23 protein-coding genes, 1 riboswitch and 1 other annotated feature are annotated in these 22,779 nt (G+C 43.3%); of the genes, 18 read left to right on the forward strand and 5 right to left on the reverse strand.

Annotation, left to right across the window (positions count from 1 at the left end; translation table 11 throughout):
* Positions 1 to 8 precede the first annotated feature (8 nt).
* From ACQEXS_RS01390 to ACQEXS_RS01415, 6 genes are read left to right on the forward strand one after another with little or no spacing between them, the layout of a single operon-like run.
* Entirely contained in the window at positions 9 to 1,289 is a 1,281-nt protein-coding gene (locus ACQEXS_RS01390) for an NAD(P)/FAD-dependent oxidoreductase (RefSeq protein WP_427012544.1), read from the forward strand.
* Between the two features lies 1 nt (position 1,290).
* Entirely contained in the window at positions 1,291 to 2,061 is a 771-nt protein-coding gene (locus tag ACQEXS_RS01395) for a DUF1365 domain-containing protein (protein ID WP_427012818.1), read from the forward strand.
* A complete protein-coding gene (locus tag ACQEXS_RS01400) occupies positions 2,061 to 3,308 on the forward strand; it encodes a class I SAM-dependent methyltransferase (RefSeq protein WP_427012545.1) in 1,248 nt (415 codons plus the stop codon). Before ACQEXS_RS01395 ends, ACQEXS_RS01400 begins: the two co-directional genes overlap by 1 nt.
* A gap of 31 nt (positions 3,309 to 3,339) precedes the next feature.
* Complete coding sequence (locus tag ACQEXS_RS01405; protein ID WP_427012546.1) at positions 3,340 to 3,885, forward strand: DUF2878 domain-containing protein; 546 nt, start codon at positions 3,340 to 3,342, stop codon at positions 3,883 to 3,885.
* Positions 3,815 to 4,375 (forward strand): chalcone isomerase family protein, encoded by a 561-nt coding sequence (locus ACQEXS_RS01410; RefSeq protein ID WP_427012547.1) that lies wholly within the window; start codon positions 3,815 to 3,817, stop codon positions 4,373 to 4,375. The genes ACQEXS_RS01405 and ACQEXS_RS01410 overlap by 71 nt, the downstream gene beginning before the upstream one ends.
* Entirely contained in the window at positions 4,372 to 4,899 is a 528-nt protein-coding gene (locus ACQEXS_RS01415; RefSeq protein WP_427012548.1) for a DUF3833 domain-containing protein, read from the forward strand. The genes ACQEXS_RS01410 and ACQEXS_RS01415 overlap by 4 nt, the downstream gene beginning before the upstream one ends.
* A gap of 72 nt (positions 4,900 to 4,971) precedes the next feature.
* On the opposite strand, the gene purB is transcribed toward ACQEXS_RS01415, so the two are convergent.
* The 3 genes from purB to mnmA all read right to left on the reverse strand — a co-directional run bounded on the left by purB (position 4,972) and on the right by mnmA (position 8,271).
* Entirely contained in the window at positions 4,972 to 6,342 is a 1,371-nt protein-coding gene (gene purB, locus ACQEXS_RS01420; RefSeq protein WP_367988735.1) for an adenylosuccinate lyase, read from the reverse strand.
* Between the two features lie 149 nt (positions 6,343 to 6,491).
* Positions 6,492 to 7,112 carry a high frequency lysogenization protein HflD gene (hflD, locus tag ACQEXS_RS01425; protein ID WP_367988736.1) on the reverse strand — a complete coding sequence of 207 codons (621 nt, stop codon included), beginning with the start codon at positions 7,110 to 7,112 and terminating at the stop codon, positions 6,492 to 6,494.
* 37 nt (positions 7,113 to 7,149) lie between these two features.
* Complete coding sequence (gene mnmA / locus ACQEXS_RS01430) at positions 7,150 to 8,271, reverse strand: tRNA 2-thiouridine(34) synthase MnmA (RefSeq protein ID WP_367988737.1); 1,122 nt, start codon at positions 8,269 to 8,271, stop codon at positions 7,150 to 7,152.
* 194 nt (positions 8,272 to 8,465) lie between these two features.
* Between mnmA and ACQEXS_RS01435 the strand changes: the two genes are divergently transcribed.
* Both ACQEXS_RS01435 and ACQEXS_RS01440 read left to right on the forward strand, forming a co-directional pair.
* On the forward strand, positions 8,466 to 8,735 hold the full coding sequence (locus tag ACQEXS_RS01435) for a hypothetical protein (RefSeq protein WP_367988738.1): 270 nt from the start codon (positions 8,466 to 8,468) through the stop codon (positions 8,733 to 8,735).
* A gap of 104 nt (positions 8,736 to 8,839) precedes the next feature.
* The gene (locus ACQEXS_RS01440) at positions 8,840 to 10,144 is read left to right on the forward strand and encodes an inosine/guanosine kinase (protein ID WP_367988739.1); all 1,305 of its coding nucleotides are present in this window, start codon (positions 8,840 to 8,842) and stop codon (positions 10,142 to 10,144) included.
* A 64-nt stretch (positions 10,145 to 10,208) separates the two neighbouring features.
* Here the strand turns inward: ACQEXS_RS01440 and ACQEXS_RS01445 are convergent, their stop codons facing one another.
* Positions 10,209 to 10,622 (reverse strand): H-NS family nucleoid-associated regulatory protein, encoded by a 414-nt coding sequence (locus ACQEXS_RS01445; RefSeq protein ID WP_367988740.1) that lies wholly within the window; start codon positions 10,620 to 10,622, stop codon positions 10,209 to 10,211.
* Between the two features lie 462 nt (positions 10,623 to 11,084).
* Positions 11,085 to 11,266, forward strand: a riboswitch (Lysine riboswitch).
* Between the two features lie 115 nt (positions 11,267 to 11,381).
* Here ACQEXS_RS01445 and ACQEXS_RS01450 point away from each other — a divergent pair.
* The 10 genes from ACQEXS_RS01450 to ACQEXS_RS01495 all read left to right on the forward strand — a co-directional run bounded on the left by ACQEXS_RS01450 (position 11,382) and on the right by ACQEXS_RS01495 (position 21,372).
* Positions 11,382 to 12,980, forward strand: a complete 1,599-nt coding sequence (locus ACQEXS_RS01450; protein ID WP_427012549.1) for a Na+/H+ antiporter NhaC family protein — start codon at positions 11,382 to 11,384, stop codon at positions 12,978 to 12,980.
* A gap of 184 nt (positions 12,981 to 13,164) precedes the next feature.
* Positions 13,165 to 13,300: a sequence feature (His leader region), on the forward strand.
* A 48-nt stretch (positions 13,301 to 13,348) separates the two neighbouring features.
* Positions 13,349 to 14,245, forward strand: coding sequence for an ATP phosphoribosyltransferase (gene hisG, locus ACQEXS_RS01455; protein ID WP_427012550.1), 897 nt, complete (start codon positions 13,349 to 13,351; stop codon positions 14,243 to 14,245).
* Between the two features lie 5 nt (positions 14,246 to 14,250).
* A complete protein-coding gene (hisD, locus tag ACQEXS_RS01460; RefSeq protein WP_427012551.1) occupies positions 14,251 to 15,561 on the forward strand; it encodes a histidinol dehydrogenase in 1,311 nt (436 codons plus the stop codon).
* 12 nt (positions 15,562 to 15,573) lie between these two features.
* Positions 15,574 to 16,614 carry a histidinol-phosphate transaminase gene (gene hisC, locus ACQEXS_RS01465; protein WP_427012552.1) on the forward strand — a complete coding sequence of 347 codons (1,041 nt, stop codon included), beginning with the start codon at positions 15,574 to 15,576 and terminating at the stop codon, positions 16,612 to 16,614.
* A 69-nt stretch (positions 16,615 to 16,683) separates the two neighbouring features.
* Positions 16,684 to 17,757 (forward strand): bifunctional histidinol-phosphatase/imidazoleglycerol-phosphate dehydratase HisB, encoded by a 1,074-nt coding sequence (gene hisB / locus ACQEXS_RS01470; protein WP_427012553.1) that lies wholly within the window; start codon positions 16,684 to 16,686, stop codon positions 17,755 to 17,757.
* Positions 17,758 to 17,783: 26 nt separating this feature from the next.
* Positions 17,784 to 18,398: an imidazole glycerol phosphate synthase subunit HisH gene (hisH, locus tag ACQEXS_RS01475; protein ID WP_005450758.1), complete on the forward strand. Its 615-nt coding sequence runs from the start codon at positions 17,784 to 17,786 to the stop codon at positions 18,396 to 18,398.
* Positions 18,399 to 18,410: 12 nt separating this feature from the next.
* A complete protein-coding gene (gene hisA / locus ACQEXS_RS01480; protein WP_427012554.1) occupies positions 18,411 to 19,148 on the forward strand; it encodes a 1-(5-phosphoribosyl)-5-[(5-phosphoribosylamino)methylideneamino]imidazole-4-carboxamide isomerase in 738 nt (245 codons plus the stop codon).
* Positions 19,130 to 19,903 (forward strand): imidazole glycerol phosphate synthase subunit HisF, encoded by a 774-nt coding sequence (gene hisF / locus ACQEXS_RS01485; protein ID WP_004749837.1) that lies wholly within the window; start codon positions 19,130 to 19,132, stop codon positions 19,901 to 19,903. The genes hisA and hisF overlap by 19 nt, the downstream gene beginning before the upstream one ends.
* Positions 19,900 to 20,535: a bifunctional phosphoribosyl-AMP cyclohydrolase/phosphoribosyl-ATP diphosphatase HisIE gene (gene hisIE / locus ACQEXS_RS01490; RefSeq protein ID WP_427012555.1), complete on the forward strand. Its 636-nt coding sequence runs from the start codon at positions 19,900 to 19,902 to the stop codon at positions 20,533 to 20,535. Before hisF ends, hisIE begins: the two co-directional genes overlap by 4 nt.
* Positions 20,536 to 20,622: 87 nt before the next feature.
* Positions 20,623 to 21,372, forward strand: a complete 750-nt coding sequence (locus ACQEXS_RS01495) for a YebC/PmpR family DNA-binding transcriptional regulator (RefSeq protein WP_367988748.1) — start codon at positions 20,623 to 20,625, stop codon at positions 21,370 to 21,372.
* A gap of 36 nt (positions 21,373 to 21,408) precedes the next feature.
* Here ACQEXS_RS01495 and ACQEXS_RS01500 read toward each other — a convergent pair whose 3' ends face one another.
* Complete coding sequence (locus tag ACQEXS_RS01500) at positions 21,409 to 22,611, reverse strand: putative manganese transporter (protein ID WP_427012556.1); 1,203 nt, start codon at positions 22,609 to 22,611, stop codon at positions 21,409 to 21,411.
* Between the last annotated feature and the right edge of the window lie 168 nt (positions 22,612 to 22,779).

The raw sequence follows: 22,779 nt of genomic DNA on the forward strand, positions 1-22,779 counted from the left end.
ATACGACTATGAAAATAGCAATAATAGGAACGGGTATTTCAGGCTTAACGTGTGGCTATCATCTTCATAAACAACATGACATCACGTTATATGAAGCAAATGACTATATTGGTGGCCATACCGCAACGGTAGATGTTGAATTAGAGGGGCGCATGTATTCAGTGGATACTGGTTTTATTGTTTACAACGATAAAACCTATCCCAACTTTATTAAAATGATGAACGAGATTGGTGTTTCAGGGAAAGAAACTGAAATGAGCTTCAGTGTTCGAAATGACAATCAAGGGCTCGAATATAATGGTCATACACTTCGTACCTTGTTTGCTCAAAAACGTAATCTGTTTAGCCCAACATTTTATCGGTTTATCTTTGAAATATTGCGTTTTAACCAAACTGTAAAAAGTAGCCTGTATCAAGATGAGGATGAATTAACACTGGGTGAGTTCTTAGAAAACAACGCATTTAGTGACTATTTTTGTGAGAATTATATTTTGCCCATGGGTGCTGCCATTTGGTCTTCTCCAATGACCGATATTCGCGCATTTCCTTTTTCATTCTTTGCGCGCTTCTTCCTTAATCATGGTTTGCTCGATGTGGTGAATCGTCCTCAATGGTATGTGATTGAGGGAGGCTCTAAAGCATACATTCCAAAATTGACCAAAGAGTTTCGTCATAATATTCGCTTAAACAGTCCGGTTGAAAAAGTTTGGAGAGAAGGCTCAGGCGTTTGGGTCATGAGTTTGGGGAAGGCGGAATACTACGACCACGTGATTTTAGCTTGTCATAGTGATCAGGCATTGAAGTTGTTGGCTGATCCCAATATGTCAGAAACAGAGATCTTACAAGATTTAGCTTATCAAGCGAATGATGTGACTCTGCATCTTGATGAATCAATGTTGCCCACCAGAAAAGCTGCGTGGGCTTCTTGGAATTATCACCTCTCTGGTAACCAAGGGACATTCAGTTCGCCACCTGTTCTGACTTATAACATGAACATACTGCAGCATATTGAGTCTGAGCATACATTCTGTGTCACGTTAAATGGCGATGCTCAAATTAGCGAAGATAAGGTATTACGACGTTTTACTTATCATCACCCCGTGTTTAACTTGAAGTCGATGACCGCCCAACAAAGACGAAGCGAAATTAATGGCAAACGCAATACTTGGTTTTGTGGCGCATATTGGCACAACGGTTTTCATGAAGATGGGGTGCGCAGTGCACTAAGTGTGGTGGAAGATCTGCAGGCGTTATCAAATGCTTGCCTTGTTCATCGCGGAGCAGCATAAGATGGTGTCGCAGCTAAATAGTCATTTATTCATCGGGACGGTTAGGCATCGGCGTTTCTCGCCAGTGAAGCATCGCCTTAACTATACTTTGTTTTCACCCTGTATCGATCTCGATGAGTTAGCAAAAGTACAAGAGCGAATTTGGGGGCTGGGTGACAAATGGTGGCACTGGGCTCGCATCAAACGCTCTGATTATGTCGGAAAAACTGGGGATTGGAAGAGCGCAGTCCATCAGAAAATTTATGAGATCACGGGTGACGAAGTTAATGGCAAAGTGCTTGCTGTCGTTCAACTGCGCTATATGGGAATCTATTTTAGTCCGGTGAACTTCTATTATGTTTTTGATGCCCAGCAAAATTGGAAATATCTCTTAGCCGAAGTCAGCAATACGCCATGGAACGAAAGGCATTATTATGTTGTTCCAGCCAATCAGAAAAGATGGGTACATAATAAGGCTTTTCATGTCTCACCGTTCAATCCAATCAACCAGTCTTACCTATGGCGAATAAAGCCTTTAACAAAGCAGCTTTTTATCCACCTTGAATGCTATGAAAACGACAAAGTCTTTGATGCCACCATGGTGATGAAAAAGATCCCGCTTTCTAGTCGAGCTTTGATCACCCAGTTGATCAAAACGCCTGTCATGGCAGTAAAAATGGTAATAGGGATTTATTGGAACGCGCTAAAGCTTTGGTGCAAAGGCGCTCCTTTTTACTCTCACCCCAAATATAACTCGGAACCAATAAAAAATAATAATGAGGAGAATCGGTGATGGCCAGTAGTGATGCATTGATTTTAAATAAACGTACCAGCCAATTGGACAAACTAACACGAGCGCTTTTTTTTAAGCTGATTAACCATTTAGATGCCGGTTCACTGATTATTGATGAGACATTTGAAAGTGATGAAAGTCAGCGTATTCACCGGTTTGGTTTTTCGTCTGAGGGGACTCCTACGGCCAGTATAGAAATTCACAACCCGGCGCTTTATTCGCGTGTTCTAAAAGGTGGTAGTATCGCGGCGGCTGAAGCGTATATGGACGGGTGGTGGGATAGCCCTGATCTGATTCAGGTGATTGAGTTGTTTGCACTCAATATGAAAATGCTTGATAAGTTAGAGAGCAAAACCAGTTGGATGACTCAGTTCACTGATAAATTACAGCACTGGCTAAATCGTAATACGTTGCGAAATTCGACTAAAAACATTCACGCTCACTACGATATTGGCAACGCGTTATACAAGTTATTTTTAGACAGTTCAATGTTGTACTCGGCCGCAGTTTTTAATCAACCAACAGACAGTTTAGAAGTGGCTCAAACCAATAAAATGGAACGGTTATGTCAGCAATTACAACTGTCTAAACATGATCACGTTATCGAAATTGGTACGGGTTGGGGTGCGATGGCTATTTATATGGCGAAACAATATGGATGCCAAGTAACCACAACAACGATATCGGAGGAGCAATATAACTACACGAAACAACGCATAATCGAAGAGAAGCTAGAAGATAAAATCACTTTGCTTAAAAAAGATTACCGCTTATTAGAAGGGCAGTTTGATAAGTTAGTTTCCATTGAAATGATTGAAGCGGTCGGGAAAGAGTTTCTCTCTACCTTTATTGAGAAATGCAATTCCTTGTTAAAAGCGAATGGATTGATGGCCATTCAAGCAATTACGATCGCTGACCAACGTTATGATTATTACAGTCGAAATGTAGACTTTATCCAGAAATACATCTTTCCAGGTGGCTTTCTGCCTTCTGTCTCTGTACTGACCGATGCCGCTACATCGAAGAGTGAGTTGGTTGTAAGAGACTTATTTGATATTGGACTAGACTATCAAAAAACACTCGAAGAGTGGTTATGTCGCTTTGATAAATCACTAGCTGAGGTTAGAGCGTTAGGGTTTGATAGTCGATTTATAAGAATGTGGCGCTTCTATTTTTGTTATTGCGCAGGTGGCTTTAAAGCAAGAACGATTAGCACTGTACACATGACATTCGAGAAAGTTGGCTAGCCAACAACTTAAGGTGTCAGGAGGAAACAACATGGCAAAGCTGTTTATCATTTCAACCTGGTTTCAAGTTATTTGGTTTGCTGCTGTTGTTGGTGGGGAAAACTATCAATGGCTGACCATTGCTTGTGTAGTGGCAACTTACGCTATTACATTGATGAAGCACTATATCCCTCTAGAAAAAGTTGTTTTATTGAGCTTACTCGGTATTGCTGTGGATTATGCCAATATTCAGTTCGAGTTGTTGCGATTTGAAATACCAGAATTTCCATTGTGGCTGCTCGCACTATGGTTTGCCTTTTTATGGTATGCCTATTATTTAATGCCATTTTTGACCCGATATCCTGTTTTTCCCGTATCACTATTAGGAGGGTTTGCAGGGATGGCAAGTTACTTTGCCGGTAATGGTTTAGGTGCAGTGACTTTCCCAAACTCTGTAAGCAGTACGGCAATCATTTTGTTTGTTGAATGGTTTGTCATCATATTTGTGATATGTCGGGTTTATCGTTATGCAAATAGTGAAACAATGGAAAACAAGCTTCTTTGCTCTACTGATTGGGACAAACGTAGTAAGCGCTGAGGCCACTACAATAGGAAAATCGCCTGTTTGGCATGAATGGCAGGTGGTTGGGACGGCACAACTTACCGTCTTTATTTTTGACGTGTATTCTTCACAACTGCTATCTCCCAATGGAAAGTATGCAGCATCCAACGATATTTCTCCCCATCCTCTAGCGCTAGAAATACACTATCAACGTAACATTTCAAGTCAGCAACTCATTGATGCCACCGAAGAACAATGGCGAGAGTTAGGGTATCAATCTAGTCAAATAATGCCTTGGGTAAAAACGGTGGAAGGTATATTCCCAAATATAGAGCAGGGGCAAAAGCTGACGTATGTGACTGATGGAAGAGTCGGGCAATTTTTTTACGCTAACGGTGAGGTTGATTTATACCAAATTGGTCAGATTGAAGATGAGCAATTAAATGATGCTTTTCTCGCGATTTGGTTATCGCCTGAAACAGAATACCCAGAGCTACGAAAACAGTTGATAGGAGAAAATCAATGAGTTGGAAAGCTATTCTCTTATTAACTTGCTCATTTTGGTTTTCGGGGTGCTCTACAGACTTAAACGACTATAGCGACAGCAACCCCGCATTTAACTTATTTGAGTATTTTGATGGGAACACCAAAGCTTGGGGAATGGTTCAAGACTATACCCAAAAGCAAACTCGCCGTTTCGAGGTCAACATCGTTGGCTCTGTTAAGGGAAAGACACTGACGTTGGTTGAGGATTTTGTATTCGATGATGGAGAAACAGATCAACGGATATGGGTAATTACACGATTAGAAGATGGTCGCTATCAAGGAAAGGCGGATGACATCATTGGTGTGGCGACAGGGAAGGAAATAGGTAATGCCTTGCAATGGCAATATGACTTTCAGTTGGCGGTAAATGATTCAAGCATTACGGTGTTTTTTGATGATTGGCTCTTTCGCCAAGATGACAAGCATGTGTTTAATCTAACGAAGATTAAGAAATTTGGTGTCGAAGTGGGAACCATCACGTTGTTCTTTCAGAAAATACATTGAGAACACACAGGAAAATAAAAAGGTTGGTGCTTTCACACCAACCTTTCATATCGTTAATTGATAACGAATTAATTACAGCTTATCAGTTAGCTCGATTGCTTGACCAATATAGTTCGCTGGTGTCATCTCTTTAAGGCGTGCTTTCTCGTGCTCAGGAAGCTCAAGACCGTCGATGAAGTTACGCATTGCTTCGCCATCTACACGCTTACCACGAGTCAGCTCTTTTAGCTTCTCGTATGGCTTCTCGATGCCGTAACGACGCATTACAGTTTGTACTGGCTCTGCGAGTACTTCCCAGTTCTTGTCTAGTTCAGCAAGAAGTGCTTCGCGGTTTACTTCTAGCTTGCTGATGCCTTTAAGCGTAGAAGTGTAAGCAATGATTGCGTAGCCAACACCAACACCAAGGTTACGCAGAACCGTTGAGTCAGTTAGGTCACGTTGCCAGCGAGAAACAGGTAGTTTTTGTGCTAGGTGACCGAACACAGCGTTCGCAAGACCTAGGTTACCTTCTGAGTTTTCAAAGTCGATTGGGTTAACTTTGTGAGGCATTGTTGAAGAACCGATCTCACCAGCAATGGTTTTTTGCTTGAAGTGGCCTAGCGCAATGTAACCCCAAACGTCACGGTCGAAGTCAATCAGGATAGTGTTGAAACGAGCAATAGCGTCGAACAGCTCAGCGATGTAATCGTGTGGTTCGATCTGAGTTGTGTAAGGGTTCCAAGTAACGCCTAGAGACTCAGTGATGAACTCTTCAGAGAACTTGTGCCAATCTAGCTCTGGGTAAGCAGAAAGGTGTGCGTTGTAGTTACCTACTGCACCGTTGATTTTCGCAAGGATCTCAACGTTTTCGATTTGCTTGAATTGACGCTCCATACGGTACGCCACGTTTGCCATTTCTTTACCCATAGTAGATGGAGAAGCTGGCTGACCGTGTGTACGAGATAGAAGAGGAATATCACGGTATTCCACTGCTAGTGCTTTGATAGCGTCGATTAGGTTGCGAATTTCTGGAAGAATCACGTTCTCACGCGCTTCTTTAAGCATAAGAGCGTGTGATGTGTTGTTGATGTCTTCAGAAGTACATGCGAAGTGGAAGAACTCGTTTACTGCGTGCAGTTCAGGAACGTCTGCTACTTTCTCTTTTAGAAAGTACTCAACCGCTTTAACGTCATGGTTAGTTGTACGCTCGATCTCTTTGATACGGCGTGCATCTTCTTCAGAGAAGCTTGCAGCAAGGTCGTCTAGGAATTGATTTGCTTCTGCGCTAAACGCTGGCACTTCTGCAATTTCAGCAGTAGCAGCAAGCTTTTGTAGCCAGCGGATTTCAACGATAGTGCGGTACTTTAGTAGACCGTATTCACTGAAAATTTCGCGTAACGCAATTGTCTTGCTTCCGTAACGGCCGTCTACTGGTGAAACAGCAGTCAATGCTGACAGTTCCATGATGTTCTCCTGAATTGGGTTTCTAAATTTCGTGAGCTTTATACCAATAACTGTGGCAATTGTCACGAATATTGCGCAAACGTTTGCGCGAGATTTGTATTAGTCAAAAAAATGAGCTCGCGATAAACGCGAGCTGCTTACTTGATATCTTACTGCATTCGAGCAAGAAGGATTTGTGCTTGCTCTACCATCTTCTTGCGTCCGAAAATCAGGTGGCGACGTTTACCGCCAACCTGACGCCAAAGTACTGCGCTACGGATACCTGATAACAACAGCGCACGAACTTTGTGTTGGTTAGAGGTTTGTTGCAGAACAGATGGAGTACCAGTGACCTGAATTCTAGGGCCTATTGGGCTGATGACATCTAGGTATACACTGGCAACATTGCTGATCATGTTCTCGTCTAAGAGGTCATAGTGTTCAAGCTGTCGCTCTAACATCTGAATTCGATCGCCAAGTTGTGACATTGCATCATTTCGTGCACTGAGTTTACGTTCGAGTGCCATCAGGCTAATAATATAGCGCGTGATTTCACTGCCAGTCGGCGTGCTATCGATTCCTTTAACCAAACATTCCAGACCGAGTTTTAAATTGGCTTCATTCCCAAATACCGCAACTGTGTTAGAAGGGTTGGTGCTTAGAATTGCATTGAGTGAAGCTTGAAACGCGTCAGAATCACAATAACCGTCTTTTGCTACTTGTTGCACTAATGCAACGGCCTGACAAATACCAGCAAAGGCAATAGTTCGGTCATAAAGTGCGTTAGCCACGTAGTGATACTCCTAATAACGATGAACTTTAATTCAATTAAATTCGTTCTTCGATGATGCCGCCACCGAGGCAAACTTCATCTTTGTAAAATACAGCTGACTGTCCCGGCGTTACCGCAACTTGTGGCTCATCAAAGATCACTTTGATGTTTTCATCATCAACAGGGATGATCGTGCAAGGAATATCAGTCTGACGGTAGCGTGTTTTAACCGTGCATTTCATTGGTTCTTTAATGGCTTCGCGGTTGACCCAATGTAGTTGTGATGCAACCAGCCCTTGAGACTTTAATAACGGATGATCAGCACCTTGAACGGCAATAAGCACGTTACGTTTCAGATCTTTATCTGCGACATACCATGGTTCTTCGTTACCGCCACCGCCTTTTTGTCCACCTATGTGCAGGCCTTTTCGTTGACCTAACGTGTGGTACATCAATCCTTGGTGTTCGCCAATAACATTGCCTTCAGGTGTTTCGATTTTACCCGGCTGAGCAGGTAAATAGCGAGATAAGAAGTCTGTAAATTTGCGCTCACCAATAAAACAAATACCTGTTGAGTCTTTCTTCTTCGCAGTAATTAAACCTTGCTCTTCCGCGATGCGACGCACTTCTGGTTTCTCTAGCTCTCCAACAGGGAAGAGGCTACGTGCAATTTGCTCGTGGCTTAGCGTATATAAGAAGTAGCTTTGATCTTTATTGCTATCAATACCACGCAGCATTTGTGGTTTTTCATCCTGCTCTGGGAATGAACGACGCACATAGTGACCCATAGCAATATAATCGGCATCTAGCACTTCGTCTGCAAACTCAAGAAATGCTTTAAACTTGATTTCTTTGTTACAAAGAATGTCTGGGTTGGGTGTTCTGCCTGCTTTATATTCAGCTAGGAAGTATTCAAATACGTTGTCCCAGTATTCCGCAGCAAAATTTATTGTGTGCAAATGAATACCAAGTTTGTCGCAAACCGCTTGTGCATCAGCAAGATCTTCAGCAGCTGTACAGTATTCTTCGTTATCATCTTCTTCCCAGTTCTTCATAAACAAGCCTTCAACTTGATAGCCTTGTTGTTTAAGAAGATAAGCGGAAACGGATGAGTCTACGCCACCAGACATACCTACAATAACTTTCTTTTGACTGTTGTCAGAACGGTTTTCGGACATTACAAAACACCACTTGATTTAACTGGGGGCAGATTCTATCAGAAAGAGTTGATTGGTGACAGATCCGAGACCGAAATCACAATTTTCTTTGATTAAAAAGTAACGGCTTAGAGCCAGTGTTTGCAAGGGAGTCTAGCATCTTGATAGGACTCAGGTATAACATTGGGGACAATTGTAAATATCGAGAACATGAGATGACAGAAGAAACACAACTGATCCAAGAAAATGAATTGATACAAGTGATCGAAAATCAGCTTGAGGATAGCAACCCAATTAAAGTTAAAGAGACCTTAATGCGTTTAATGATGACTGGAACCTCGCGTGAAGATGCTATTGCGATGATGGCGTGTGCTGTTTCAATCGAGATATTTGATGTCATGAAGAATGATGGAGAGTTTAATCTCAAGCGATACACTGAGCATCTAGATATGCTGCCGGATTTAAGTTTTATGGAGGGTGAATAAAAATATCCCTTAGCAAACGTTTGCTATAATTCTCTATTATTGCCGCGCCTGTTTGTGCGCGGTAGAATCCGGCATCCTTTCATCCCTTACTCAGAATCATTGTTATGAAATTTCCTGGCCAACGTAAATCGAAGCACTACTTTCCGGTTCACGCTCGCGACCCATTAGTCAGTCAGTCGCAAGAAAGCAAAAAAATGTCTCGTACTCATATTATCGGTATTGACCAAACTTTGGTGGATATTGAAGCAAAAGTGAGTTCAGAGCTTATCGAAAAATACAATTTGAGTAAGGGACACTCTTTAGTTATTGATGATGCGACTGCAGAAGCTTTGTATAACGAGCTAAAAGATCAGCAACTCATTACCAACGAGTATGCAGGCGGTACAATAGGAAATACCCTTCATAATTATTCTGTATTAGCAGATGATCGTTCTACTTTGTTAGGTGTTATGAGCCAAGATATTAAGATTGGCAGCTATGGTTATCGTTATTTATGCAACACATCTAGCCGAATGGATTTAAATTACCTCCAAGGGGTGGAAGGTGCTATTGGTCGTTGTTTTGCGTTAATAACTGAAGATGGTGAGCGAACGTTTGCGATTAGTGAAGGGCAAATGAACCAACTTCATGCGGATAATATTCCAGAGAAAATTTTCAAAACTGCATCAGCTTTAGTTTTAACGGCTTATTTGGTTCGTTGTAAAGAGGGCGATCCAATGCCTGAAGCGACAATGCGAGCAATTGAATATGCTAAAAAACATGATGTTCCAGTTGTTCTAACCCTAGGTACAAAATTTGTTATTCAGGACGACCCGGAGTTTTGGCGTGAATTTTTGCGAGATCATGTCACTGTTGTTGCCATGAATGAAGATGAAGCAGAAGCATTAACTGGAGAGTCTGACCCTCTTGCTGCGTCAGATAAAGCACTAGACTGGGTTGATCTGGTCCTATGTACTGCTGGTCCAGTTGGTTTATTTATGGCGGGTTATACAGAAGATTCAGCAAAGCGTGAAACATCGCTGCCATTATTGCCAGGGTGTATCGCTGAATTTAACCGTTATGAATTCAGCCGACCTGCATCAAAAGCAAGTTGTGAAACGCCTATTAAGATCTATTCGCATATTTCTCCTTATATGGGTGGCCCAGAAAAGATAAAAAATACAAATGGAGCAGGGGATGCGGCATTATCCGCACTGTTGCATGATATGGCTGCAAATAAATATCATAAAGAGAACGTTCCCAATTCAAGTAAACATACATACTCATTTCTAACTTATTCATCATTTTCACAAGTTTGTAAATATTCAAACCGTGCTAGCTATGAAGTGTTAGTTCAGCATTCGCCAAGATTATCGCGTGGTCTGCCAGAACGTGAAGATAGTCTCGAAGAGGCATATTGGGAAAGATAAAAATAAAACCCGCCGAAAGGCGGGTTTTATTTTATAACTGGTTTAGCGCAGGGACTAATTCTTATTAGATGAGGAAATCATCTAGAGATTTGCCAGCGTCTAATTGCTCTTGGATTGCTGAAGGCGTACGGCCTTGACCTGTCCAAGTTTTCTCTTCGCCATTAGTATCAGTGTATTTGTACTTAGCTGGACGAGGAGCGCGTTTTGACTTAGCTTTACCTTTTGCTTTGTTTTCACCAGAAAGAGCAGAAATTAAAGCTTCAACATCAATACCGTCACTTGTAATTTGTTCTGCAATAGCTGCTAATTTAGCTTCTTGTGCTTCACGTTCCGCACGTTCTTCTTCATAAGCATCTTTGCGTTCTTGAACAACAGTAGTTAATTTGTCCAATGCTTCTTCTAATTGCTCTAAGGTCAGTTCACGAGCAAAAGCACGCAAGCTGCGAATATTCAATAATGTTTTGGTTAATTCCGACATGTTCATTCCTATAAAATAAAATGGAGTCGATAGTTAAATAGTAAACCTGAGTTACAATTAATACAATATTATATTAGCTATTTTATTCAAATATTACTTACAAATCTGATGAAAAATAAGAACTGTGTCGTCATTTAATTTATTCTTTAGCTTTTATTAATAAGTATTGATTTCTGTATTAGATATAGAAAAGTCAATATTCATTTAGAATGAATGTATCATTTGTTTCATATTGTATATTGCTTTCCATCAATAATAATTAAAGATAGACGAAGTTTTATAACATTGATTGCATAGTTAAACTAACCTAAACAATCATTGTCATATTGTGAACTTCCGCATGTAAATAAAAATCGAAATGTTGTATTGCATTGGTGTTTCAAACAAGTACAATGGCGAACACCTAATGCTCTTTTGTGGTTAAATTGTTGTTAAAATGACTTTTCAATAGTTTAAAATAATAAGAGCGGTAGAGGTGCGAATTGAATGAGTAACATTTGCTAGGGTGATGCCAGTGAACAAATGTGAAGGGTCAATTCGCCGAAGTAAATAGGTAAATCAAAACCGTTTGCTGGGGTTGTTTTCGAAAGGAGCAACACTGCCATAGTCTATAATTTGTAAAACTATGGAGCGCTACTGTAGGGTTGGGTGAAGTGTCCACTTCCCTGTCGCTAAGTTCAACATTAATTGTTTGGAAATGAGTTCCATCAATTAGTCTGCAGTAGATCTCTAACCATTTATTACTGGTTTTTGAAGATCATGAATTTAATTGATTTTGCATCATCCCCTTACTCGCTTTTGCCACCGTTAGTGGCACTTAGTCTCGCAATCATTACTCGTCGAGTTTTACTTTCACTTGGTGTGGGTATTACGCTAGGAGCTGTTCTCCTTAATGATTATTCATTTACTCATTCTCTAAGTTATATTAGTTCGACCGTATCAAGTGTATTTGTTGAAGATGGCGGATTGAATACTTGGAATATGAGTATCGTCGGCTTTTTGCTATTACTTGGTATGATGACCGCATTGCTTACGTTGTCTGGCGGTACTCGTGCATTTGCTGAGTGGGCTCAGTCGCGCGTTAAAAGTAAACGTGGCTCTAAACTTCTTGCTGCCTTTTTAGGCGTATTCATTTTCGTCGACGATTACTTTAACAGCTTGGCTGTTGGTGCTATTTCTCGCCCTGTCACTGACCGTTTTTACGTTTCTCGTGCCAAACTTGCATATATCCTTGATTCAACTGCTGCACCTATGTGTGTTGTGATGCCAGCTTCAAGCTGGGGGGCATACATCATGACGATTATTGGTGGCATCCTAGTTTCACACGGTATCACTGAATACTCTGCACTAGGTGCATATTTACGTTTGGTGCCAATGAATTTCTACGCTATTTTCGCTTTGTTGATGGTGTTCGCAGTTGCATGGTTCAGCCTTGATGTCGGTAAAATGCGAGAGCATGAAATCTCTGCTTCTCAAGGTCGAGGTTTTGATCACGACTTAGAGAATGATACTCAAGAAGCGCACGATCTAAATGAAGAATTAGATATCGTGGAAAGTGAAAAGGGCAAAGTTTCCGATTTAGTTTTACCAATTGTATTCTTAATCGCAGCTACCGTTGCTTCGATGATGTACACCGGTGGACAAGCATTGGCGGCTGATGGTATCGCCTTTAATATGCTAGGTGCATTTGAAAATACAGATGTTGGTACTTCGTTGATCTATGGCGGTTTGGTTGGATTATTTGTTGCTTTATTTACAGTAGTTAAACAAGGGTTACCTGCAAAAGAAATTTCACGCACGTTATGGATTGGTGCGAAGTCTATGTTCGGCGCGATTTTGATTCTGATTTTTGCATGGACAATTGGCTCAGTAATTGGAGACATGAATACAGGTAAATACCTGTCGACCTTAGCGCAAGGTAATATCAACCCACATTGGTTACCTGTTATTTTATTCCTACTTTCTGGATTAATGGCGTTTTCGACGGGTACGTCTTGGGGAACATTTGGCATTATGTTGCCAATCGCTGGTGATATGGCTGGTGCCACAGATCTTGCGTTAATGCTTCCTATGTTAAGTGCGGTGCTTGCAGGTTCGGTATTTGGTGATCATTGTTCGCCAATTTCGGATACAACTATTTTGTCGTCAACGGGTGCTCGTTGTAACCATATCGACCACGTAGCGACCCAGCTACCCTATGCACTTTCTGTCGCATTAGTATCGTGTATCGGGTTTATTGTTTTAGGAATGACAGCTTCTGTTGGTCTTGCTTTTGCTGCTGCTTCTTTAACATTTATTGCTGTATGTGTCGTACTTTCTATGCTTTCTAAGTCTAAAATTGAAAGTGCTCATATATAGTAACGTATTGAAATTATGAATAATAAGAAGGGAGGCGAGAGCCTCCCTTCTTATTTGTATTATACAAATTGAGTTTTTTTAAAATTAATGGTTGAAAAAAGTTAACAGCTTAGTTAGTGTGGATGTTAACGAAACAAACCAAGTATTGAAGCTTAATATATATGCGCAATTTTGTAATGAATATTCATCATCACCATCACCCATCCTAGTCTTTCGGGAGATGTGCGCATATCCGGGAGACAGGAAACTCCCGGAGGCTAAATCGCTAGATTCAGATTCAGACCCTCGGGAGACCAAAGATCTCTTGAGGGTTTTTTAGTTTTAGTCATTAGAAAGTTTATAAATTTAAATTGCACAAGGAATTCGCAATGCAAACACAACGCCTAAGAATCGCAATTCAAAAGAAAGGTCGCCTAAGTAAAGAAAGCCAAGCGCTATTAAAAAAGTGTGGCGTGAAATTCAACGTAATGGGTGAGCGTCTAGTGGTTCACTCGGAGAACATGCCAATTGATTTGCTTTTGGTTCGTGATGACGACATCCCTGGCCTGATTATGGATGGCGTAGTTGACCTAGGCTTTATTGGTGAAAATGAACTGGAAGAAGTTCGTCTTGATCGTAAAGCACTGGGTGAACCGTCTGAATTTGTTCAACTTCGTCGACTTGATTTCGGTGGTTGCCGTTTATCTATCGCAATCGACAAAGACGAAGAGTACAACGGTCCTCAAGATTTAGCTGGAAAACGTATCGCCACAACTTACCCGCAGCTGTTAAAAGCTTATATGGATGAAGCGGGTGTTCCATTCTCAACATGTATGCTGACAGGCTCAGTAGAAGTTGCACCTCGCGCTGGTCTTGCTGATGCCATCGCTGACTTGGTCTCTACAGGTGCAACACTGGAAGCGAACGGTCTTAAAGAAGCAGAAATCATCTTCAAATCGAAAGCGACACTGATTCAGCGCACTGGTGAATTTGACGCTGATAAAACCGCTCTTATAGAAAAACTTCTAACTCGTATGCAAGGTGTACAGCAAGCCAAAGAGTCCAAGTACATTATGCTACACGCGCCAGCTGAGAAGCTAGACCAAATCAAAGCACTGCTTCCTGGTGCGGAAGACCCAACCGTATTGCCTCTCTCCGCTGAAAAGCAAAAAGTTGCGGTTCACTTGGTAAGTACTGAAAACCTGTTCTGGGAAACCATGGAACAGTTAAAAGAACTGGGTGCGAGCTCAATTCTAGTACTACCAATTGAAAAGATGATGGAGTAATCGCAATGAGAACAGTCGTATGGCAATCGCTAAGTGAAACGCAGCAAGATTCGATTCTAGAGCGCCCTGCAATCGCTGAAGGTGCGAACATTACAGCCGCGGTTTCTGAAGTAATCGCGAAAGTTCGTAAAGAAGGTGATGCTGCATTATTGGAGCTGACTGAGAAGTTTGACCGAGTGAAGCCGGAATCCATCCGTGTATCCGCTCAAGAAATCGATGAAGCGTCAGCGCGTCTTTCTGAAAAAATGAAGAACGCACTGGAGCAAGCGTATGAAAACATTGCTAAGTTCCACAAAGCGCAGAAGCCACAGCCAATCAAGGTAGAAACTCAACCGGGTGTAGTCTGTGAACAGGTAACGCGCCCAATTCAAAAAGTGGGTTTGTACATTCCCGGCGGCAGTGCGCCACTGCCTTCGACTGTTCTAATGCTCGGCGTTCCTGCAAAAATTGCAGGTTGTCGTAAAGTGGTGCTTTGCTCTCCACCGCCAATCGCTGATGAGATTCTGTACGTAGCAAAATTGTGTGGCATTGATGAAGTATACAACGTCGGCGGTGGTCAAGCCGTCGCTGCGATGGCTTATGGAACAGAAACCGTATCCAAAGTTGATAAGATCTTTGGCCCGGGTAATGCCTATGTTACGGAAGCAAAACGTCAGGTAAGTAATGATTTCCGTGGTGCAGCGATTGATATGCCAGCAGGCCCATCAGAAGTGTTAGTGATTGCCGATGAAACCGCAGACCCAGACTTCATTGCTGCAGATCTTCTAAGCCAAGCGGAGCACGGCCCTGACTCTCAAGTGGTACTTATAACTCCTTCACTTGTGGTTGCGGATCAAGTGACGGACGCGGTTCAACGTCAGCTTAAAGCATTGTCTCGTGCGGACATTGCCGAGCAAGCTTTAGCTTCAAGCTTAATCATCATTGCTGAGTCTCTGACTCAATCGGTTTCAATCTCAAATTACTACGGTCCTGAGCACTTAATTGTTCAGACTAAGAACCCACGCGAGCTTCTGCCTCTATTAGACAACGCAGGTTCTATTTTCCTTGGTGATTGGTCGCCTGAATCAGCAGGTGATTATGCATCGGGTACTAACCACGTTCTTCCTACTTACGGTTACACACGTACTTATTCAAGCTTAGGTTTGGCGGATTTCTCTAAGCGTATGACGGTTCAAGAACTGTCTGCTGATGGTCTAAAAAACCTTGCGCCAACGGTAGTAACCATGGCTGAAGCGGAAGGTTTGGACGCACACAAGCGTGCAGTGACAATCCGTACTGAGAAATTAACCCGTGTAGATAAACTGGCCGCTAAGTAAGAGGACAATGAGATGGAAAAGCTAGCGCGTAAACAAGTCCAACAACTTACCCCTTATTTATCGGCTCGCCGAATTGGTGGTACCGGTGACGTATGGCTAAATGCTAACGAATCACCATTTAACAATGAATACACAACAGATTTTGCTCGTCTTAATCGTTACAGCGAATGCCAACCGAAAGAACTGATTTCCGCTTACGCAGCGTATGCGGGTGTGAAACCAGAACAAACGCTGACTTCTCGCGGTGCAGATGAAGGCATTGAACTACTGATTCGTGCTTTCTGTGAGCCGGGTGAAGATGCGATTCTTTACTGTCCACCAACTTACGGTATGTATGCCATCAGCGCAGAAACCATTGGTGTCGAGCGAAAAACCGTGCCGCTAACGTCAGATTGGCAACTAGACCTTGCAGGTATCGAAGCTAATCTGGATAACGTGAAACTGGTTTTTGTATGTTCGCCAAACAACCCAACGGGTAACTTGGTTAATCGTGAAGATATTGTCTCTCTGCTTGAGATGACAAAAGACCGTGCAATCGTGGTGATGGACGAAGCTTACATCGATTTTTGCCCTGAAGCATCAACGGTAGACCTATTGGCGCAATATCCGAATCTTGCGATTTTGCGTACTCTGTCGAAAGCTTTCGCGCTTGCTGGTCTGCGTTGTGGATTTACGCTTGCGAACGAAGAGCTGATTAATGTACTTCTTAAAGTTATCGCACCATATCCAGTACCGGTGCCAGTAGCAGAAATTGCGACTCAGGCGCTTTCGGAAGCTGGCTTAGCACGAGCGAAGTTCCAAGTTCTCGATCTGAATGCAAACCGTGCTTACTTACAAGTTGGTCTTTCAATGATTCCGGGTTTGGAAGTGTTTGAAGGGTGGGGGAACTACCTATTGGTAAAATTCCCAGATGGCGATGATCTTTTCAAAGCCGCTTGGGATACAGGCATTATTTTGCGTAACTCGCCGATTGAGAACTGCGTACGTATCAGTGTTGGTAACCGCGACGAGTGTGAAAAAACGCTTGGATTTATTAGAAACTACTACGCATAAGTAGAGACAAAATTAATCGCTCTCGCTCAATAGCGGGAGCGCCAAAAGAATAGCAATAAGGAAGTTCGAGTGAGCAAACAACAAAAAATCCTTTTTATCGACCGTGATGGCACCTTAATTGTTGAGCCGCCAGTTGATTTTCAAGTAGACCGTTTAGACAAACTAAAACTAGAGCCATTTGTTATCCCAAGCCTGTTGTCGTTGCAGGATGCAGGATACCGCCTAGTGATGGTCACTAACCAAGATGGTTTGGGTACCGACAGCTATCCACAAGCAGACTTTGATGCTCCACACAACATGATGATGGAGATCTTTGAATCTCAAGGTGTGAAGTTCGATGACGTGCTGATTTGTCCGCACTTCGATGAAGATAACTGCTCTTGCCGTAAGCCTAAATTGGGCTTGGTAAAAGAGTATCTTCAAGGTGGCAAAGTTGATTTCCAAAACTCTGTTGTGATTGGCGATCGTCAAACTGATCTTCAACTTGCAGAAAACATGGCAGTTCGTGGCATTCAATACAACCCAGAAACCATGGGTTGGAAACAGATCCTAAAAGATCTAACGGTGAAGGCACGCGTTGCTGAAGTGATTCGTACTACAAAAGAAACAGACATCAAAGTTGCGGTGAACCTTGATGAACAAGGCGGCAATGACATCTCTACAGGTCTTGGTTTCTTCGACCACATGCTGGATCAAATCGCGACGCACGGCGGATTCCAGATGGTGTGCAAAGTAGAAGGTGACCTGCACATTGATGATCACCACACGGTAGAAGATACCGCTCTTGCTTTGGGTCAGGCGTTGAAAGAAGCACTGGGTGACAAACGTGGTATTGGTCGCTTTGGTTTCAGCCTGCCAATGGATGAGTGCTTGGCACAATGTGCACTGGACCTATCTGGTCGTCCTTACCTTAAGTTCGACGCGCAGTTTAGTCGTGAGCAAGTGGGTGACCTCTCAACAGAGATGGTGGTTCACTTCTTCCGTTCTCTGACTGACACCCTAGCGTGTACGCTGCACCTTTCTTCTGCGGGTAACAATGACCACCACATCATTGAGAGCCTATTTAAAGCGTTTGGTCGCACTCTGCGCCAAGCAATCAAAGTAGAAGGCACTGAGCTACCGAGTAGTAAAGGCGTACTTTAAGGCTAACGTTAGCAAGGAGAAAAACAGTGACAGAACAGAAAGTTGTCATTATCGATACTGGCTGTGCCAACGTCTCTTCGGTGAAGTTTGCTATTGAACGTCTAGGCTATGACGTAACGATTTCAAAAGATCCGCAAGTTGTATTGGCGGCTGACAAGCTATTCCTACCGGGCGTGGGAACCGCCAGTGAAGCGATGAAAAACCTAGAAGAGCGTGACCTAATCAGCTTGGTAAAACAGGTAGAGAAGCCGCTACTAGGTATCTGTTTAGGCATGCAACTGTTGGGCAAAGTGTCTCAAGAAAAAGGCCAGAAAGCCGACGAGTTAGTTGAGTGTCTTGGACTTTGTGATGGTGAAGTGAAGTTGCTACAGACTGGCGACTTACCGCTGCCGCATATGGGCTGGAACACGGTGTCTGCAAAAGCAGGTAATCCACTGTTCAAAGGTATTGAAGAAGGTGAGTACTTCTACTTCGTGCACAGCTTTGCAATGCCAGTTGGGGACTACACAATTGCGGAATGTGAATACGGTAACCCGTTTACAGCCGCAGTACAAAGTGGCAACTACTACGGTGTGCAGTTCCACCCTGAGCGTTCTTCAAAAGCGGGCGCGAAGCTTATTCAAAACTTCTTAGAATTATAAAAGGGATTTAGTGTGATTATTCCAGCTCTTGATTTAATTGAAGGACAGGTGGTTCGCCTTTATCAAGGTGATTACGGCCAAGTAACTGAGTACAAAGTCGACCCAGCAGAGCAGTTCAACTTGTACCACCAGGCAGGTGCCAACTGGCTGCACTTGGTGGATTTGACTGGCGCGAAAGACACAACAGCGCGCCAGCTTGATTTGATAGCAAAGCTACTAGCAAGCACGCCAGCGAACATCCAAATCGGTGGCGGAGTGCGTACAGAGCAAGACGTGATTGATCTACTAGAAGCCGGTGCTCAACGTGTTGTCGTTGGTTCTACAGCAGTAAAACAACCAGAGCTTGTGAAAGGTTGGATGGAAAAATACGGTGCTGAAAAAATCGTTTTAGCGCTAGACATTAACATCGATAAAGACGGCACACGTAAAGTGGCGATCTCTGGTTGGCAAGAAGACTCAGGCGTGACCATCGAAGCTCTGATCAACGATTATCTAACGGTAGGTCTACAGCACGTGCTGTGCACGGACATTTCTCGTGACGGTACGTTAGCGGGTTCAAACGTTGAGCTTTACGTCGACCTATGTAAACAATACCCACAAGTGCAATTCCAATCTTCAGGTGGCATTGGCTCATTAGCAGATATCGAAGCACTAAAAGGTAGCGGTGTTGCTGGCGTGATTGTTGGTCGTGCATTGTTAGATGGTAAGTTCACAGCAGAGGAGGCGTTTGCATGTTGGCAAAGCGAATAATTCCATGTCTTGATGTTCGTGATGGACAAGTGGTGAAGGGCGTCCAGTTTCGCAACCACGAAATTATTGGCGACATCGTTCCTCTGGCGCAGCGTTATGCTGAAGAAGGCGCAGACGAGCTTGTGTTCTACGATATTACCGCTTCAAGTGATGGTCGTGTCGTCGATAAAAGTTGGGTCGCTCGCGTTGCAGAAGTGATTGATATCCCGTTCTGTGTGGCTGGTGGCATTAAATCAGCAGAAGACGCGGCGCGCATTCTTGAGTTTGGTGCAGATAAGGTATCGATTAACTCTCCTGCCTTGGCGAACCCTCAGTTGATTACTGACCTTGCTGATAAGTTTGGTGTGCAATGTATCGTCGTTGGTATCGATTCATACTACGACAAAGAGACGGGCAAGTATCAGGTTTACCAGTTTACCGGTGATGAAGAACGCACCAAAGCGACCCAATGGGAAACGCGTGATTGGGTGCAAGAAGTACAAAAGCGCGGCGCTGGTGAAATCGTGCTGAACATGATGAACCAAGACGGTGTACGTAACGGCTACGACATCGAACAACTGAATATGGTGCGTGAAGTGTGTAACGTGCCATTGATTGCATCGGGTGGTGCAGGTGCCATGGAGCATTTCGCAGAAGCCTACCAAAAAGCAAATGTGGATGGCGCGCTTGCCGCATCGGTATTCCACAAGCAAGTCATCAATATTGGTGAACTAAAGCAGTATTTGAAACAACAAGGCATTGAGGTACGACTATGAGTGTGAAAGCCGCCGAAGTAAGTTCGCTAGCTGAGCGAATCAACTGGGAAAAGGTGGATGGTCTGGTACCTGCCATCGTACAAGATTTCCAATCAAGCCAAGTGTTGATGATGGGTTACATGAACCAAGATGCGTTGGCAAAAACGGACGAAACAGGTCAAGTGACGTTTTTCTCTCGGACTAAGCAGCGTCTTTGGACCAAAGGTGAAACCTCTGGCAACGTATTGCAATTGGTGAACATGCAGCTCGATTGCGACAACGATACATTACTGGTGAAAGTGAATCCCATTGGTCCCACTTGTCACACTGGCACGACAACCTGCTGGGACGGTGACCCTCAGGAGGAGTCACAAATGGTGTGGCTTCATCAACTTGAGCAGCTATTGGCTGCCCGCAAGAGTGCCGACCCAGATTCCTCTTATACTGCCAGTCTTTATGCCCGTGGCACCAAGCGTATTTCGCAAAAAGTGGGTGAAGAAGGCGTTGAAGTTGCGCTTGCGGCGACGTCGGGCGATAAGGCGGAGTTAGTGTGTGAATCAGCAGACTTGATTTACCACTTAATGGTATTGCTACAAGACCAAGGCCTATCGATGAACGATGTAGTGAATAAGTTGAAAGAGCGTCACAAGTAACCCACGTCGTTTTATGGTAAAGTGATTCAATAATTAAAGCCGTAAGTTCCCCTTACGGCTTTTTTCATTTTGAACTCGGAGAGGTTTATGGCTGGTCATAGTAAGTGGGCGAATATCCGTCATCGTAAAGCGGCACAGGATGCCAAACGAGGTAAGATTTTTACCAAACTCATTCGTGAGATTGTGGTTGCTGCGAAAGAAGGTGGTGGTGAGCCAGAAAACAACCCTCGACTTCGTGCCGCTATCGACAAAGCCCTGTCAAATAACATGACTCGCGACACTGTTAATCGTGCGGTGTCCCGAGGTGCTGGTGGGGAAGGAGATGAAGGAATGGAAACCGTCATCTATGAGGGCTATGGCCCCGGTGGTACTGCCGTGATGGTTGAGTGTATGACAGATAACCGCAACCGTACCGTCTCTGGTGTGCGTCATGCGTTCTCTAAAGCGGGTGGTAATCTGGGAACAGATGGAAGTGTTAACTACCTTTTTGAGAAGAAAGGTGTGATCTCATACGAAGCGGGATTAGATGAAGACGAAGTGATGGAAGTTGCACTTGAAAGTGGTGCAGATGATATCGAAACTGCGGATGATGGTGCGATTGATGTATTTACTGCGCCTGCAGATTTTGGGGGCGTAAAAGATGCGCTTGATGCGGCTGGGTTTAAGGCGGCAAATGCCGAAGTCTCCCTTATTCCATCCACTAAAGCTGAACTTGACGCCGAGACCGCCCCAAAATTACTTCGATTGATTGATGCTCTGGAAGATTTAGATGATGTTCAAGAGGTGTATCACAACGGTGACATTTCCGATGAAGTTGCTGCTTCTCTCGAAGAATAAATCATAAAAGCCCCTTACTAAGGGGCTTTTTTCAATTTACATCTCAAACAAGAAGTAATAGCCATAACCGACAAGGAATGCGGGAATTGCTGAGTATATTGTCGCAATTAATGCAGCTTTTGGTGCCATTGCAATCGCAGGGAATAGCGCATCACCGTCGTTTGAAATTGCATTAGAGAGTTGAGCACTCATTGGCACAGCTCCGGATATGTATAAACTAGTGACTAATATTTGAGGTCCACACCCTGGTAACATGCCTACAGCAAGGCCAATGAGTGGCATCCAAACACCCCAACCCGAAAACAGTTGATGGAGGTCTGCACCGCTATAGAAGGTGGTTAGTTCGAAGGCCATAAATGCTACCACCACCCATGCGGTAACAAAGTTGGTGTCCTGAGCAGCTTTTTGTAGAGGATGCGATGCAAGGCATTTTTTATCTTCGGAAACCGTCGATTCATAATCCTTGATTTCTTTTGTCATCGCCCAAAGCAACATACTGATAACTAAGAGTATTGCACCTAACCATTCAATTGAGCCTGTCGGTAGATTAAAGGTCACATTGGGGTCAACTTGAAACGAGCCCATAAAAGCAATGACAGTTGCTGGAATGAGTAAGTACTTCCAAAATACCCCTTGTAGATTGATTGCTTTTTGCTCAGTTTGAGAAGGTTCAGCGTTGCATGAGAAACTTGACAGTGTTTTTGCAACTTGTGGGCGTAAGAAATCATCAGAATGAAAGAGGTTCACGACCCAGCCACTCACACAGCCAACGATAACGCCAAGTATCACAACGGCTATACCAATATCAGGTTTACTGGCGAGCAAAAGAAATGCAGCATCACCCATTGTTGCAGTTAAAACTGCAACAATGGCACCGAAGCCAACCCGGCCACTAACAAATTGTGTTGTAACGATGATAGCCCCACCACAACCCGGCAAGGCACCTAGTAAGGCTGCGAACAGAACTTGGTAATAGCGTGACGAATTGTATAACGTTGCGATACGGCTTTGTTTACTGAAGAAGCGAGAAATGTAATGGTAAATTGCGAGTGTGAAAGCGACATAACTCGAAACTGCCCAAAATGCATCAGATAACGTATTTACAGTGACTTCCCTTGTGCCATCAACAACAAGTAATGCAATAAGGCACAAAGGTAAAATCAAACGCTTATAGGCTAGATCAAATTGCGATAAACAAAGCCACTGCGGTAAATGGGGGAAAGCTCTAAGCGTATTCATAATGACTTACATGAAAATGCGAATTATTATCAATACTACCTTAATGCGAATTATTATCAACAATAACTTTCAGACACGTTTTTCTTTTTTGTAAGTCATGACAAATTTCAAAAATCAGGTAAAGTAATCACCTTTCGTGAGTAATAGCCCCAATTAGGGCTCGTTTAG

The sequence above is a fragment of the Vibrio sp. TRT 17S01 genome, from assembly GCF_050113695.1.
In the GTDB taxonomy this organism is placed as follows: Bacteria; Pseudomonadota; Gammaproteobacteria; order Enterobacterales; family Vibrionaceae; genus Vibrio.

Bases quoted from the DNA above. Each gene is read 5' to 3' on its own strand.
- ACQEXS_RS01390 (WP_427012544.1), top strand. From the start codon at position 9: ATGAAAATAGCAATAATAGGAACGGGTATTTCAGGCTTAACGTGTGGC.
- ACQEXS_RS01395 (WP_427012818.1), top strand. From the start codon at position 1,291: ATGGTGTCGCAGCTAAATAGTCATTTATTCATCGGGACGGTTAGGCAT.
- ACQEXS_RS01400 (WP_427012545.1), top strand. From the start codon at position 2,061: ATGGCCAGTAGTGATGCATTGATTTTAAATAAACGTACCAGCCAATTG.
- ACQEXS_RS01405 (WP_427012546.1), top strand. From the start codon at position 3,340: ATGGCAAAGCTGTTTATCATTTCAACCTGGTTTCAAGTTATTTGGTTT.
- ACQEXS_RS01410 (WP_427012547.1), top strand. From the start codon at position 3,815: ATGCAAATAGTGAAACAATGGAAAACAAGCTTCTTTGCTCTACTGATT.
- ACQEXS_RS01415 (WP_427012548.1), top strand. From the start codon at position 4,372: ATGAGTTGGAAAGCTATTCTCTTATTAACTTGCTCATTTTGGTTTTCG.
- purB (WP_367988735.1), bottom strand. From the start codon at position 6,342: ATGGAACTGTCAGCATTGACTGCTGTTTCACCAGTAGACGGCCGTTAC.
- mnmA (WP_367988737.1), bottom strand. From the start codon at position 8,271: ATGTCCGAAAACCGTTCTGACAACAGTCAAAAGAAAGTTATTGTAGGT.
- ACQEXS_RS01435 (WP_367988738.1), top strand. From the start codon at position 8,466: ATGACAGAAGAAACACAACTGATCCAAGAAAATGAATTGATACAAGTG.
- ACQEXS_RS01440 (WP_367988739.1), top strand. From the start codon at position 8,840: ATGAAATTTCCTGGCCAACGTAAATCGAAGCACTACTTTCCGGTTCAC.
- ACQEXS_RS01445 (WP_367988740.1), bottom strand. From the start codon at position 10,622: ATGTCGGAATTAACCAAAACATTATTGAATATTCGCAGCTTGCGTGCT.
- ACQEXS_RS01450 (WP_427012549.1), top strand. From the start codon at position 11,382: ATGAATTTAATTGATTTTGCATCATCCCCTTACTCGCTTTTGCCACCG.
- hisG (WP_427012550.1), top strand. From the start codon at position 13,349: ATGCAAACACAACGCCTAAGAATCGCAATTCAAAAGAAAGGTCGCCTA.
- hisD (WP_427012551.1), top strand. From the start codon at position 14,251: ATGAGAACAGTCGTATGGCAATCGCTAAGTGAAACGCAGCAAGATTCG.
- hisC (WP_427012552.1), top strand. From the start codon at position 15,574: ATGGAAAAGCTAGCGCGTAAACAAGTCCAACAACTTACCCCTTATTTA.
- hisF (WP_004749837.1), top strand. From the start codon at position 19,130: ATGTTGGCAAAGCGAATAATTCCATGTCTTGATGTTCGTGATGGACAA.
- hisIE (WP_427012555.1), top strand. From the start codon at position 19,900: ATGAGTGTGAAAGCCGCCGAAGTAAGTTCGCTAGCTGAGCGAATCAAC.
- ACQEXS_RS01495 (WP_367988748.1), top strand. From the start codon at position 20,623: ATGGCTGGTCATAGTAAGTGGGCGAATATCCGTCATCGTAAAGCGGCA.
- ACQEXS_RS01500 (WP_427012556.1), bottom strand. From the start codon at position 22,611: ATGAATACGCTTAGAGCTTTCCCCCATTTACCGCAGTGGCTTTGTTTA.